Annotated in this window: 12 protein-coding genes and 2 pseudogenes; 7 read left to right on the top strand and 7 right to left on the bottom strand. The window is 65.3% G+C overall.

Translation table 11 applies throughout. From position 1 onward, the window contains the following. Positions 1 to 35: 35 nt before the first annotated feature. Complete coding sequence (locus G6N38_RS20425; protein WP_163749854.1) at positions 36 to 659, top strand: TetR/AcrR family transcriptional regulator; 624 nt, start codon at positions 36 to 38, stop codon at positions 657 to 659. A gap of 77 nt (positions 660 to 736) precedes the next feature. On the opposite strand, the pseudogene G6N38_RS20420 reads toward G6N38_RS20425, so the two are convergent. From G6N38_RS20420 to G6N38_RS20410, 3 genes and pseudogenes are all read right to left on the bottom strand, one after another. After that, positions 737 to 865 (bottom strand): annotated as a pseudogene (locus tag G6N38_RS20420) (M15 family metallopeptidase); the annotation flags it as partial. An 89-nt stretch (positions 866 to 954) separates the two neighbouring features. Beyond that, positions 955 to 1,347: a DUF4267 domain-containing protein gene (locus tag G6N38_RS20415; protein WP_163749853.1), complete on the bottom strand. Its 393-nt coding sequence runs from the start codon at positions 1,345 to 1,347 to the stop codon at positions 955 to 957. A 7-nt stretch (positions 1,348 to 1,354) separates the two neighbouring features. Further along, positions 1,355 to 1,741 (bottom strand): hypothetical protein, encoded by a 387-nt coding sequence (locus tag G6N38_RS20410; RefSeq protein WP_163749852.1) that lies wholly within the window; start codon positions 1,739 to 1,741, stop codon positions 1,355 to 1,357. A gap of 95 nt (positions 1,742 to 1,836) precedes the next feature. Here G6N38_RS20410 and G6N38_RS20405 point away from each other — a divergent pair, with 95 nt between their 5' ends. Further along, positions 1,837 to 2,205 carry a DUF732 domain-containing protein gene (locus G6N38_RS20405; RefSeq protein ID WP_407662779.1) on the top strand — a complete coding sequence of 123 codons (369 nt, stop codon included), beginning with the start codon at positions 1,837 to 1,839 and terminating at the stop codon, positions 2,203 to 2,205. 27 nt (positions 2,206 to 2,232) lie between these two features. Further along, a complete protein-coding gene (locus G6N38_RS20400; RefSeq protein ID WP_407663005.1) occupies positions 2,233 to 2,703 on the top strand; it encodes a CAP domain-containing protein in 471 nt (156 codons plus the stop codon). Between the two features lie 900 nt (positions 2,704 to 3,603). Here G6N38_RS20400 and G6N38_RS20395 read toward each other — a convergent pair. Both G6N38_RS20395 and G6N38_RS20390 read right to left on the bottom strand, forming a co-directional pair. Continuing rightward, a complete protein-coding gene (locus G6N38_RS20395; RefSeq protein ID WP_163749849.1) occupies positions 3,604 to 4,050 on the bottom strand; it encodes a hypothetical protein in 447 nt (148 codons plus the stop codon). Beyond that, a complete protein-coding gene (locus G6N38_RS20390; RefSeq protein ID WP_197748148.1) occupies positions 4,047 to 4,850 on the bottom strand; it encodes a slipin family protein in 804 nt (267 codons plus the stop codon). The genes G6N38_RS20395 and G6N38_RS20390 overlap by 4 nt, the downstream gene beginning before the upstream one ends. Before the next feature lie 774 nt (positions 4,851 to 5,624). Here G6N38_RS20390 and G6N38_RS20385 point away from each other — a divergent pair. Continuing rightward, on the top strand, positions 5,625 to 8,066 hold the full coding sequence (locus G6N38_RS20385) for a plasma-membrane proton-efflux P-type ATPase (protein ID WP_197748147.1): 2,442 nt from the start codon (positions 5,625 to 5,627) through the stop codon (positions 8,064 to 8,066). Positions 8,067 to 8,461: 395 nt separating this feature from the next. Here G6N38_RS20385 and eno read toward each other — a convergent pair whose 3' ends face one another. Then, positions 8,462 to 9,736: a phosphopyruvate hydratase gene (eno, locus tag G6N38_RS20380; protein WP_163749846.1), complete on the bottom strand. Its 1,275-nt coding sequence runs from the start codon at positions 9,734 to 9,736 to the stop codon at positions 8,462 to 8,464. 363 nt (positions 9,737 to 10,099) lie between these two features. Between eno and argF the strand changes: the two genes are divergently transcribed. Both argF and G6N38_RS20370 read left to right on the top strand, forming a co-directional pair. Continuing rightward, positions 10,100 to 11,110 carry an ornithine carbamoyltransferase gene (gene argF / locus G6N38_RS20375; protein ID WP_163749845.1) on the top strand — a complete coding sequence of 337 codons (1,011 nt, stop codon included), beginning with the start codon at positions 10,100 to 10,102 and terminating at the stop codon, positions 11,108 to 11,110. Further along, entirely contained in the window at positions 11,107 to 12,045 is a 939-nt protein-coding gene (locus G6N38_RS20370; RefSeq protein WP_246227347.1) for a carbamate kinase, read from the top strand. Before argF ends, G6N38_RS20370 begins: the two co-directional genes overlap by 4 nt. Here G6N38_RS20370 and G6N38_RS31110 read toward each other — a convergent pair. After that, positions 12,042 to 12,356: pseudogene (locus G6N38_RS31110) on the bottom strand (glycosyl hydrolase family 65 protein); the annotation flags it as partial. The gene G6N38_RS20370 and the pseudogene G6N38_RS31110 sit on opposite strands and share 4 nt — an antisense overlap. Before the next feature lie 134 nt (positions 12,357 to 12,490). On the opposite strand from G6N38_RS31110, the gene gap reads away from it, so the two are divergent. Then, positions 12,491 to 13,507 carry a type I glyceraldehyde-3-phosphate dehydrogenase gene (gap, locus tag G6N38_RS20365; RefSeq protein WP_163749844.1) on the top strand — a complete coding sequence of 339 codons (1,017 nt, stop codon included), beginning with the start codon at positions 12,491 to 12,493 and terminating at the stop codon, positions 13,505 to 13,507. The last annotated feature ends 57 nt before the right edge of the window (positions 13,508 to 13,564 follow it).

The following is a 13,564-nucleotide window of genomic DNA, read 5'->3' as shown; positions in this document are numbered from 1 at the left end:
GCCCACGGCTGTCAAGGGTTCCCAGGAGGTAGGCGATGACCACCGCGTCGGTTCCGCGACGGGCCCCCGTTCAGGCCCGCAGCCGGCAGACTGTGGCCCGCATTCTCGATGCCGCGGCGGCCATCGCCGACGAGGATGGTGTCGACGCCGTCACCACCCGCGCGATCGCCGATCGCGCCGGGGTGTCCTATCCCTCGCTGTACCGGTTCTTCGCTGACCGCGACGCCATCCTCGACGAGCTGATGGAGCAGCACTGCGCCGAGATCGACGCTCGCTGCGTGGCCGCCGAACAGACCTGGGTGATCACCTCGATCGCCGAGCTGCTCAACAACGAACTCGACCTGCACGTCGACTACTACCGGAAGCATCCAGGCGCCGCCGGGCTGTGGATGGGCGGGCGCACCTCGCCCACTGTCACCAAACATGTCCACGCCCGGATGCAGGCCCTGGCCGGCCGGTTGCACGACATCCTGGTGGCGGCCGGATTGATTCCTGTCGACACCGACCCGCGGGCCATGCTGGTGGGCGTCGAGATGGCCGACCGCATGCTCGAGCTGTCCTACCGGGACAACAACGACTTCGACGAGGCCATCCTGGGGATCGGCCGGGTCGCGCTGATCGCGTTCGGCAACGCGATGGCCTCCGGCCTGCCGTCCTGAGCTACGACACGGACGTGGACGGCGCGCGGTAGCGGGCCACCAGATCCCACATCTGCATGGGCTTCCTCGCTCGCTCCCTACCGACGTTCGAAATGTTGATAGTCAATCGGGTTGAGCCAGTGACCGCCCCATGTCCATCCGCGGTCGGTGAACGCGCGTACAGCCGGGTCGGCAGCGTGCAGGATGCCCGGCTCGGTGCGGGCCCTGCACTGCACCACGACAGCGGCGGCGGCCGCGACCACCAGTGCGGCTCGCCAGGCCATCGCCGGGGTCGCTGCGCTCCTGGCCGCCCGGACTAGGGGGTTACGTCTGGCGCAGGCTTACGGCGCCGGGTGGCACCCCACAGTCCGACACCGATACCCACAGCCGCACCGCCGAGTCCGATGATCTGCTGCCCGCGGGTGAGGTCGCTGTGCACGCTCGACCCGCCGAGCAGATCGGCGGCATCGGCTCCACCGGAAGCCAGGAACCAACCCCGGGTATTACGGCCGCGCAGTCCGGCCGACAACAGCAACCCGCCGATCAGCGCATCGCGGTATCCCATCGACCGCAGCAACAACCGCGCCGACGGGCCGGGATCGTTCGGCTCGCCCCACAGCTTGTTAGCGCCCATCGGATCCACCAGGAAGTGGACTCCCGAGGCCAGCCGGATACTGCCCGCGATCACCGCGGCTTTGTCGATCGACATCGTCTTCCTACAGGGTCGCGTTGAGCGGGCCGAGGATCTGACAATCAGGCGCAACGTTCTGCCCAACCCATACCGGACAGCCCCGGCCGGTCGCGATGTACGTCGTGCCGGGCTGGTACGGAACCGAGATCACCGCGGGATCCGCACCATGCGCCTGCGCGCAGTGAGTGACCCCGTCAGCACCCAGCAAGCACGCGACCGCCGAATACGGACCTCCAGCCGGTCCGCATCCCGCCAGCTCCGCGGTGGCGGTGACCCCGCCGGGGCCGACCGCGGGCGGCGAGAGGGTGTACGTGCACGGCGGAAGGGGTCCGGCGTGTGCGACGGCGCCGCCGGCGACACCAGCGAGAACCAACATGAAAGCCATCGACACCGCGTGGGTCGGCCGAATCATGGCCGAATACTAGAACACAGCGGGATGCGTCGATGTATATTGCGCGGATCGCCAGTACTCCCCGACCTGCGCCGATCACCCATGGGACAAAAACAATGGCAATGCGTACCGCTGTAACCCGCCTGCTGATCGCCGGCACCTTCGCCGCAGTGGGCAGCCTAGGTGTGCTGAGCACCGCACAACCGGCCCACGCCGACAACATCGGCTACCTGATCAACGTCACCGTCCGGCCGGGCTACAACTTCCCCAATGCCGACGCCGCCCTGGCTTACGGCCAGGGCGTCTGCGATCAGATCAACTCCGGGGTCAGCTACGGCCAGCTGGTCAACACCATCAAGTCCGACTTCTCCACCAACGACGAGTTCCAGGCGTCATATCTGATCAGCCAGTCCGCCCAGGAGCTCTGCCCCGCCGCGATCTGGCAGTTGCGCCAGTCCGCAGCCGGCTACGTCCCCTCCACCTAGTAAGGAAAGACGTTGGTTCACAAAGCTATTCACGCGGCAACGGCAGCGAGCGCGGCAACTCTGGTTGCTGTTGCCGGCGCACCGGCCGCACACGCCGACAACAACCGCCTCAACAACGGCGTGGTCGCCAACGTCTACACCGTCCAGCATCAGGCGGGGTGCTCGACGAACATCAAGAAAGACCCCGCCCTGACGCAGGCGGCCGAGTGGCACGCCAACGATGTCCTCAATGACCGGACCCTGGACGGCGATCTCGGATCCGACGGCTCCACCCCTGCCAGCCGGGCTGCCGCAGCCGGTTTCAAGGGGAAGGTCGCCCAGACAGTGGCCATCAATCCCGCCCTGGCGATCAACAACCTTGACGTCATCAACCAGTGGTATTACGACCCCGCCGCTTTCGCGATCATGTCGGACTGCGCCAACACCGCGATCGGCGTCTGGTCGGTGAACAGCCTGGACCGCTCGGTTCTGGTGGCGGTCTACGGCCAGCCGGCTTGATCAGTCAGGGCAGAATCCGCAACCCCCACTGCCCAGCAAGGGCTGCACCAGGGTGAAATAGCCGGCTGGCGAGGTGGCCGGACTTGCGGCGGGCTCTACTGTTCGGGGCCGCTGGCACCGAGTTGCTTCCGGCTCGAGGGCCCCGACGCACTTCCCGACGCACCGGCACGGTTCGCCCGCGAGGCGGCCGCCTTCGGCGCAATCACGGACAACGAACTGACCGCCCGGGAGCTCAGCTACTGGTCGAGCGTCGAAGCGCGCGTGCACGAATGAACACGAAGCGGTTCCGAGGAAGTAACGGCCGAGCAGCCCGATCACGACGAACGGCCCTCCGCGGGCCGCGCATTCCGGGTGCCAGACGGCGAGAAAATAATGGCGGTCTGGCAAATATTCTTAGCGAGGTATTACCGCTAGGACCGCGCCACCTTATTTTTGAGCCCTAACTTGAAACACATGTTGATCGACGTCCGCTGGCTTCAGTTCTTGCTGAAGCGCCCGGCACACAAGTAAGTCCTGCACCGCCGCTGCCGGCGAAGGCTCACTCCGGCGGCCGCGAATGTCCTGAGTGGCTCGCTGGCTGACCGCACGCATGTCCAGGTTGTCACGCACGGATTCCTCTGAGCCACCTCATCCTTCAGCCCTCCCCGGCTGCTTTCGGCCCTCCCCCGATAAAGGACAGCCAGCCGTAGTCGCCCGGAGCGCATCAATGATCAGCAGCGCCGGCTCGGGCGGCTATCGGGCCCAGGCAAGCAGAACCTTCAACCCCCGGTCTCGGCGGTAGTGACGAAGACGTCGTAGGCGGTCCCGAACTCGTCGAGATCGCATCGGTGCGTGACCATGGGTGTTGCGTCCAGGCGGTGGCTAGCGACCAGCCCGATCAGCGTACAAGCGCCTTCAGGATCATCGTCCTTGGTTCGATGTGCCGATCGATTGCCGCTTGCGCGGCCAGCGACGGAGAAGGGGGATCCGGTTGGAGTGGGTGGCAGGTTCGGCCGAAGCCGTCGCCGGGCCATCATCTCTTCCGGGGCGCTGCTGTTCCAGGAGCAGATCTCGGTCGCGACTGAGCAGCGCCGACTCGCGTTGGGAGTGCCTGAGTTCGAGCCGGGCATCCCGGCCGCGGGCCGCCGTGCGCCGGGCACCGGCCAGCACCAGACTCAGTCCCAGCATCGCCAGCGCCCCGATCACCATCCCGAACACGAACAGCGTGCCCGTCGACCCGGTGACGTGATATCCGAGCACGGCGAAGTTGCCGGTCAACGGGTGCCCAGGTCCGGCATTGGCCAACACCCCGGTGACCGCCACGATCATGGCGACGAGCAAGAGCATCAAACCGCCGATGACGATCACGTCGCACTCCCGGAGACAGGCGTCCCGTTGGCCACTGCCGCAGCCGGTTTCGGGACGGCAATCGGTGGCTGTGGTGGCGGCTCAATCGCAGCAGCGCCTTCACGGGCCAGGAACGTGCCGAGTTCGGCGATCGTCGACATCAGCGGGGCCGGGAACACCACCGTGGTGTTCTTGTCCACACCGAGCTCGACCAGGGTCTGCAGATTGCGCAGCTGCAGCGCCAGCGGATGGGCCATCATGGTGTCCGAAGCGTCCCCCAGCGCCGCAGCAGCCAGCGATTCACCCTCGGCAGCAATGATTTTCGCGCGCTTCTCCCGCTCTGCCTCAGCCTGGCGTGCCATCGCCCGCTTCATCGTCTCAGGCAACTGAATGTCCTTGAGCTCCACCAAGGTGACCTGCACACCCCACTCGATCGTGGTGACATCGAGGATCGCGCGGATGTCGAGGTTGATCTTGTCGGTCTCCGAGAGCGTCTCGTCGAGGGTGTGCTGGCCGACCACCTTGCGCAAGGTCGTTTGAGCGATCTGGTCGATCGCGGCCTTGACATTCTCTATCGCCACCACCGACTTCACCGCATCGACCACCTTGAAGTAGGCGACTGCCGACACATCGACGCTGACGTTATCGCGGGTGATGATGCCCTGGGACTGGATCGGCATCGTCACGATCCGCAACGAAATCCGATGCAGCACATCAACAAACGGGATGATCAATCGCAAACCGGGGGCCCGCTCACCGATCACCCTGCCCAATCGGAACAGCACACCGTCCTCGTACTGTTTGACGATCCGAATCGACATCGCCAAGGCCACCAGCAAAAGGAGGCAGACAACAACGACCACTACGCCGAGCGCCTTCACCCCCGCACATCCCTCGGTGCGCCGCGGCGGCAGGTGGCTGATCGGCCCGATCGAGTTGGAAATCTCTGTGGAACAGTCATGATGATCCTGAGGTGAAGACGATCACCGACGCGTACGGGCCTTGGAGCCACATGCCCCTGAAGTTCGGCGGCGGACAGCCGAACTCAATCCCGAACCAGCTGAAATTCTCAGCACCTCTGACGCTACACCCCCTCGGGAGGCACCCCACCGAATGTCGTTCGAATTCAGAGCACTTTCCCAGGCGGGGCGGCATTCGGCGATAGTTGACGGACGCAGGCGCGCGGACCTGATGGGTCGGCCACCGAGCACCGGATATCGCAGAAACGCGGCGCGGCGTCCCGTGCCCGTCGGGTGTAGCGTCAACGTTGTTGGGAAGCACAACCAGTCCGGCATGAGAGCGGCCGCCCGCCGCCGCCTCTCATCGAGCCCCCGCTCATGGCCGAACAAGTCAGTGATCACCGCACCTCAGGGAACCGCCATGACCACCGCACCCAGGCCGCGGGCGGCGAAACCTGTTCCCGCGCAATATTTTCCGATCGACAGCGTCATGTGCCTTCTCCGGCTTGACCGTCCAGATCGTCCACGGCGCGGACCGGCAGCTGAATTACGGCATCCAGGCAAAACGCCGTGACCACCGATACACCGAATGCGGCGACGTCGACGGCCGCAGGCAGCGCCGAGCCCGATACCGGTTTGAAGTCGGCGCCGCTGGCCGAGGTCGCGAGACAACTTGGCTACTCGCCGGAGGGACTCACGGCGGCCGACGCCGCGAAGCGGTTGGAACAGTACGGACCCAACGAGATCGCCGAGCACAGAACCAATCCGTTGTTGACGTTCCTCGGCTATTTCTGGGGTCCGATCCCGTGGATGATCGAGATCGCGGTGATTCTGTCGGGTGCAGTGGGGCACTGGCCGGACTTCTTCATCATTCTGCTGTTACTGGTGGCCAACGGTGTCGTCGGCTACTCCGAGGAACGCCAGGCAGGCAACGCGATCGACGCGCTCAAGGCCAAGCTCGCGATCAACGCGCGCGTCATCCGCGACGGCGCGTGGATCAACCAACCGGCGCGGGAGCTGGTGCCCGGTGACGTCGTCCGACTGCGCCTGGGGGACATCGTCCCTGCCGACGCACGGCTGCTGGACGGCGACGAGGTCGAGGTCGACCAGTCAGCGCTGACCGGCGAGTCACTGCCCGCCACCCGTACCACCGGTGACGCGGTGTTCTCCGGGTCCATCGTCCGGCAAGGCGAGATCGGCGCCCTGGTCTATGCCACCGGCACCGATACCTACTTCGGCAAGACAGCCGAGCTGGTCCAGGACGCACACACCGTGAGCCACTTCCAGCGCGCCGTGCTCAAGATCGGCAACTACCTGATCATCCTGGCGGTCGCGCTGGTGACACTCATCGTCGTCACGGCCATCGTGCGCGGGGACGCGATTCTGACCACCCTGCAATTCGCCCTGGTGCTGACCGTCGCGGCGATCCCGGTGGCCATGCCCACCGTATTGTCGGTGACGATGGCCGTCGGGGCACGAGTACTCGCCAAGAAGCAAGCCATCGTCAGCAGACTGGTCGCCATCGAGGAACTCGCCGGCGTGGACGTGCTGTGCGCAGACAAAACCGGCACCCTGACCCAGAACTCACTCACGTTGGGCACCCCGTTTGCCGTCGATGGCGTCACCGCGGCCACCGTGATCCTCAACGGCGCGTTGGCTTCCCGCGCCGACAACGACGACCCCATCGACCGCGCGATCCTCGGCGGACTCGATGACGCCACGGCATTGAAGGCCTACACCGTCACCCATTTCACCCCCTTTGACCCGGTGCATAAACGCACTGAAGCCACCGTCACCACCGCCGACGGAACCACCTTCCGGGTCACCAAAGGCGCCCCGCAAGTCATCCTGGCGCTGGCCACCAACACCACAGCCATCACCTCGGCCGCCGACAAAGCCGTCGATGATTTCGCCGCACGCGGCTTCCGTTCCCTGGGTGTGGCCCGCGCCGACGGCGACGATGGCTGGCAGTTCGCCGGTGTGCTGCCGCTGTTCGACCCACCGCGCGACGACGCGGCAGCCACCATCACCACCGCAGGGGGAATGGGCGTGGCCATCAAGATGGTCACCGGCGATGCGCTGGCCATCGCCAAGGAAACCGCCGCCAAGATCGGATTGGGCAGCCGCATCCTCGACGCCACAAGCCTGGGCGACACCAAGAAGAACGAGACTGCGACCGTAGCCGAGTCTATCGAGACCGCAGACGGTTTCGCCCAGGTCTTCCCCGAGCACAAGTACCACATCATCGACGTTCTGCAGCAGCGCGGCCACATCGTGGGAATGACCGGCGACGGGGTCAACGACGCCCCCGCGCTGAAGAAGGCCGACTGCGGCATCGCCGTATCCGGGGCCACCGACGCCGCCCGCGCGGCCGCCGACATCGTATTGCTGACCCCGGGGCTGTCCGTGATCATCGACGCAATCAAAGAGAGCCGGAAAATCTTTCAGCGGATGAACAGCTACGCGATCTACCGCATCGCCGAAACGCTGCGGGTGCTGTTGTTCATGACCGTCGCCATCCTCGTGTTCAACTTCTACCCGCTGACCGCCATCATGATCGTGATGCTCGCCCTGCTCAACGACGGCGCAATCCTGTCCATCGCGTATGACAACGTGCACTACCGCAATGAGCCCGAGGCGTGGAACATGCGAATGGTGCTTGGCATCGCCAGCGTGCTGGGCGTGCTCGGGCCCGTCGCCGCATGCGGCCTGTTCTATCTGGGTGATCGGGTCTTCGACCTCGGCCATCCGCGCGTACAGACCCTGATGTACCTCATGCTCTCCGTCGCCGGGCACCTCACCGTCTTCCTGACCCGAACCCGCGGCCCGTTCTGGTCCATCCGGCCCGCCCGCATCCTGATGATCGCCGTTCTCGGCACCCAGACCCTCGCCACGTTCATCGCCGTCTACGGACTGTTCATGGCCCCACTCGGGTGGAAGTGGGCGGGGTTCGTCTGGGGGTACGCCCTGCTGTGGTTCCTCATCAGCGACCGCGTCAAACTCCTCGCCTACCGCATCCTCGACCCGGTGAGAACGCGGGGCGACCGGGTCGAAAGCGCGCGCTCGTCGGTCACGTGAAGGTCGTCGACCGGTGGCGGAATCCGGTCACCAATTCTAAGTTTCGGCGGTTCTCCGCGAAAGGCCACGTTGTCGGTGCGGTGGAAAATATCGGCAGAGGCTACCCGGGGCGCGCGAGGTCGACGGCGGACCCGGACCCACACTTCGATTCCGGCGGCACGAAGAGCAGGCAAAGGACAGCGGCGCCGCGGCCTGGCTAAGGCGCCGACAGCGGTTTGACCTTGTCTACACCAGCCCCGACGTGCACTGTGGCATCAGCAGATCGATATCACCGCCGAAGCCACACTGGCGCAGGTAAACAAGGAAATACCGGGCCCAAAGACCCACTGCCACAAAGTCGCCATTGCGACCAGCGGCCGTAATCTCCACGACCTGTCAGGAAACGCCCCGGGGCCTCAGCGGTGTACAGCGAGCAACCCGAACGGGTGCTTCGGGACGACGGTTGCGATCTCGAGAAGTCGGTTGTATTTCGCCACCCGCTCCCCGCGCGCCGGCGCGCCGGACTTGATCTGGCCACATCCTGAACCGACAGCCAGATCAGCGATGAACGTGTCATCCGTCTCGCCCGAACGGTGCGAGATCATCGCGGCGTAGCCGGAATCCCGGCATACCCGAAGCGCCTCAAGGGTTTCCGACACGGTGCCGACTTGATTGACCTTGATCAGGGCCGCGTTCCCGATGCCGGCGCACACGGCGGACGCGATCAAGTCCGGGTTCGTGACGAAATTGTCGTCCCCCACCAATTGAACGCGGCCGCCGAGCATGCCGGTGAGCTCCTGCCAGCCCGCTGTGTCGGTCTCGCCGAGACCATCCTCGATGCTCCAGATAGGGAACTCGTCGATCATCTGCTTGTAGCGTTCGATCATGTCCTGGCTCGACAACGATTCACCGCCCACCGTATAGCGGCCGTCGCGGTGAAACTCGCTTGCGGCCGGATCGAGGGCGATCGCGACGCCGTCGCGCCCGGTGGCGTAACCGGCTTCGCTGATGGCGCGCACGATCAGCGCTAAAACCTCCTCTGGCAAAGCGATCTCCGGCGCAAAACCACCCTCATCCCCCAAGCCGGTCGCAAAACCCCGCTCGGCCAGTACCCCACGCAGCCGTCCATACACCTCGGCGCCAGCACGCACAGCTTCCGGCATCGACGGCGCACCAATGGGCGCGATCATGAACTCCTGAAAATCGAGGGCGTTCGGTGCGTGTACACCCCCGTTGACAACGTTGAAATGGGGCACCGGAAGCCGCGGAATCACCCCGTGCGGAGTCAGCCACCGCCACAGCGGCAGTCCCGAATCGAGCGCAAACGCCTGAGCAGCGGCCATCGACGCGCCCACTATCGCGTTGGCGCCCAACCGCGACTTGTCCGCAGTGCCGTCCAGCCCGCGAAGGGTGTCGTCGACCTCGTCGAGCGAGGCGAACGGACGACCCGTCACCGCATCCGCAATCGGCCCGTTGACGTGCGCGACCGCCTGCTGCACACCGAGTCCCGAATACCGGTTCTCATCGTGGTCGCGCAGCTCGAGCGCCTCTCGGCTCCCGGTTGACGCCCCAGAGGGCACCCCCGATGCCACGCTGCGCCCGTCAGCCAACGTCGCATGCACACGAAGGGTTGGACGGCCGCGGGAATCGAGGATCTCGATCGCCACCATCGACGAAATACACAGAGACATAAGAGCTCCTTCAGCACGGATGTCGTGAGCCCACCGCCATCTCTGGACTCGACGCTACCAGCGGGATCGCTCGCAGCTGCGGTTTCTCTGGCGTGACCGCAGAACCCTCCGTAGGTCTGCCGGCTGGCGCCGCCTCGGTTGACTATTGGCACGCAAGGGAGTTGGCTAAGAGGTGCTGAAACCAGCCGGCTTGGAACGGGTTCGATTGCGCGCGGTGCGCCCCGGCCCCGGGAGCGATGCGCTCACCGCCCAGGACACATTCGGGTATCAAATCTCATCTTGGCCGTCCACCGCCAATAGCCAAGCCGTACTGGACTTTCCGGTGAGATCGCGTGCCCACCCCAACCCTGAGGCATTCCCGGTATGACAGCACTGACGACAAGCCGACACCCCGGCTCCCTACTGAAGGAGCTGGATCTGGACAAGCGCGCGTTCCTCGACTTGCTCGACCTGGCGGCCGAGCTCAAACGCGATAAACAGAGCGGGTCAGAGGTCCCGAGACTCACGGGCAGGAATTTCGCGTTGATCTTCGAAAAGGCTTCCACCCGCACGCGATGCGCATTCGAGGTCGCCGCCCATGATCAGGGGGCGCACGTGACGTACCTCGGACCCGACGGCTCCCACATCGGCAAGGAGGAGTCCATCACCGACACTGGCCGGGTGTTGGGTCGGATGTTCGACGGTATCGCGTTCCGCGGCTTCACCCAGGCCTCTGTCGAAGAGCTTGCCGACGACGCTGGGGTGCCGGTGTGGAACGGGCTCACCAACGAGTGGCACCCCACTCAGATGCTCGCCGACATCATGACGATGACCGAGCATCATCGAGGACCGCTGGAGCAGATCGCGTACTGCTTCCTTGGCGACGGCCGCAATAATGTCGCCCGCTCGTTATTGGTCACCGGCGCGTTGCTCGGGCTGGATGTTCGGATCGCCGCACCGCGGGAGCTGTGGCCACCTCGCGACGTCGTTGACGTCGCCCACCGGCTGGCCGCCGGCAGCGGTGCCCGCCTGTTGGTCACCGACGACGTCGAGACTGGGGTTGGCGGTGTCGATTTCGTCTACACCGACGTCTGGGTCAGTATGGGCGAGTCCACCGAGGAGTGGGCCAGACGAGTACCGCTGTTGCTGCCGTATCGGGTGACCGAGCAGCTCATGCAGGCAACAGGACGGTCCGACACGAAGTTCATGCATTGCCTGCCGTCGATTCACAACGCCGATACCGATCTCGGGCGCCGACTGCGCGACCAATTCCAACTCGTTGGTGCAGAGGTCACCCAGGACGTCTTCGAATCGCCCACCTCGATCGTGTTCGACCAGGCGGCGAACCGGATGCCCACCATCAAGGCGGTCATGACCCACGCATTCGGTGCGTGACGGTGCGAATCGTCATCGCGTTGGGGGGCAACGCTCTGCTTGCGCGCGGGGAGAGCCCGGACGCCGGCATCCAGCTCAAACACGTGCGCGTCGCCGCCGAGGCGATTGCGCCGTTGGCGGCCAGCCACGATGTACTCATCTGCCACGGCAACGGCCCCCAGGTCGGCTTGCTGGCGTTGGAAAGCGAAACCGACCCTGCCCTGAACTGCCCCTACCCGCTGGATGACCTCGTCGCGCAGACCCAGGGAATGATCGGCTACTGGCTCGCGCAGGCCCTGCGCAATGCGGGGGTGGGCAAGCCGATCGTGGCCATGGTCACCCAAACGCTGGTCGATTCAGCCGACCCGGCGTTCAGCGCTCCGACCAAGTTTGTCGGCCCCGGTTATCCGCGGGAGCGGGCCCGGGAGTTGGCCGACGTGCACGGCTGGACGATCGCCGCCGACGGCGGTCGGTGGCGCCGGGTCGTGGCCTCACCCGAACCGCACCGCATCATCGAGCAACACTCCATCACCGCACTGCTCGACAGCGGAATTGTGGTGATTGCCGGCGGCGGTGGCGGCGCCCCCGTGGCCGAAGACACCGCCGGTGCGCTAAGAGGTGTCGAAGCGGTTGTGGACAAGGATTACGTCGCGGCATTGCTTGGCATCGCCGTCGGCGCTCAGCGCCTGATGGTCCTGACCGACGTCGCGGGCGTCATGATCAATTACGGCACGCCACAATCCGCGCAACTGACAGAGGTCGATCTGCACGAGCTGGCCAACATGCAGTTCCCGGCCGGGTCGATGGGGCCCAAGACCGAGGCCTGCCGCCGCTTCGTCTCCGCGACCGGAAAGCCGGCAACAATCGGGGCTCTGGATGACGCGCCAGCCTTGTTCGCGGGCACCGCCGGCACCACCATTCGTCTAAGACGGGAGCCGTCCCGCAATCGCAACTAAGTACACGCCACTACTGACCGGCACACCGCGACAAGGTGTCGACTTGCAACGTGCCGAATCCCAGCTCCGCCGGTCTCGCGCGGATCCACGCTGATGATCACACCCTTGCCGCTGACCCGAAGGTGCACCCGAAGGTGCAGATGTAGGCCGCGATAGTGAATCGGAACTGCCAACACACCCAGTTTTTCTGGCCAGTGCGGGGACAGAATGATCCGGCCGGAACGGGTTTCCAGCCCGGTGAAGCAGCGCTGCATCAGGTCGACGCTGCCGGCGATCGCCGCGAGGTGGATACCCTCGGCCGTGGTACCGCCCCCTGGATGTCCGGGGACGTTGTCCTCTACTACCCGGCGTCCCGGGCGGTGAGAATTGAGAGGGCGCGCGCGACAGACACGCGCGACGAAAGTGCCGATTTGCTTGATAGAGCAGCGATTTACAGGAGACAGACATGACGATCAGAGTGGGCGTGAACGGCTTTGGCCGTGTCGGCCGTAACTTCTTTCGTGCCGTAGCCGCGCAACGCGCTGCCGGCACCACCGACATCGAGATCATCGCGGTGAATGACCTCACGGACAACAAAACGCTGGCGCACCTGCTCAAGTACGACTCCATCCTCGGACGCCTGCCGCACCCCGTGTCGGTCGACGGCCAGGACATTGTGGTGGGAGACCAGCGGATCACGGCGTGGTCCATGGCTGACGGCCCGGCGGCGCTGCCATGGGGGGACGTGGGCGTGGATGTCGTCATCGAGTCCACCGGCCGGTTCACCGCCGCGGAGGAGGCCCGGGGCCACCTGCACGGTGGCGCAAAGAAAGTGGTGGTGTCAGCGACGTCGAAGGGTGCCGATCTCACCGTCGTGATGGGGGTTAACCACCGCGACTACGACGGCACGCAGGCCGTCGTATCGAACGCATCATGTACGACGAATTGCCTTGCGCCGATGGCGAAGGTGCTCGACGAGGCATTCGGAATCGAGCGCGGCCTGATGACCACCGTTCACGCCTACACCCCCGACCAGAACTTGCAGGACGGCCCGCACCGGGACCTTCGTCGGGCCCGCGCAGCGGCGATCAACGTGGTGCCGACATCCACCGGGGCCGCCCGTGCGATCAGTCTGGTGCTGCCCCAACTCGAGGGTCGCCTCGACGGATACGCGCTGCGGGTGCCGGTGCCCACCGGTTCCGCCACCGACCTCACTGCCACCGTCCGTGAGCCAGCCACCGCCGAGTCAGTCAACGCCGCGTTCGCGGCCGCCGCCGAGGGAGAGCTCAAGGGATTTCTCACCTACACCGAAGACCCCATCGTGTCCTCCGACATCGTGACCGACCCCTCATCGTGCATCTTCGACTCGGGGCTCACCAAGGTCACTGGCGACCTTGTCAAGATCGTCGGCTGGTACGACAACGAATGGGGCTACTCCCACCGCCTCGTCGACCTCGCCGGCCTGGTCGCATCGACTCTGTGAACCGTCTACGCCGCGGATCCGGTCCGAATCACGCAGGAGACAGTTAAAGGGAAAGCC

This window comes from Mycolicibacterium helvum, assembly GCF_010731895.1.
Lineage (GTDB): Bacteria > Actinomycetota > Actinomycetes > Mycobacteriales > Mycobacteriaceae > Mycobacterium > Mycobacterium helvum.
This window is presented reverse-complemented; position numbering and strand designations above follow the sequence as displayed.

Coding starts and splice junctions, on each gene's coding strand:
- G6N38_RS20425 (WP_163749854.1), top strand. CDS start 36: ATGACCACCGCGTCGGTTCCGCGACGGGCCCCCGTTCAGGCCCGCAGC.
- G6N38_RS20415 (WP_163749853.1), bottom strand. CDS start 1,347: ATGTCGATCGACAAAGCCGCGGTGATCGCGGGCAGTATCCGGCTGGCC.
- G6N38_RS20410 (WP_163749852.1), bottom strand. CDS start 1,741: ATGATTCGGCCGACCCACGCGGTGTCGATGGCTTTCATGTTGGTTCTC.
- G6N38_RS20405 (WP_407662779.1), top strand. CDS start 1,837: ATGGCAATGCGTACCGCTGTAACCCGCCTGCTGATCGCCGGCACCTTC.
- G6N38_RS20390 (WP_197748148.1), bottom strand. CDS start 4,850: ATGTCGATTCGGATCGTCAAACAGTACGAGGACGGTGTGCTGTTCCGA.
- eno (WP_163749846.1), bottom strand. CDS start 9,736: ATGTCTCTGTGTATTTCGTCGATGGTGGCGATCGAGATCCTCGATTCC.
- argF (WP_163749845.1), top strand. CDS start 10,100: ATGACAGCACTGACGACAAGCCGACACCCCGGCTCCCTACTGAAGGAG.
- gap (WP_163749844.1), top strand. CDS start 12,491: ATGACGATCAGAGTGGGCGTGAACGGCTTTGGCCGTGTCGGCCGTAAC.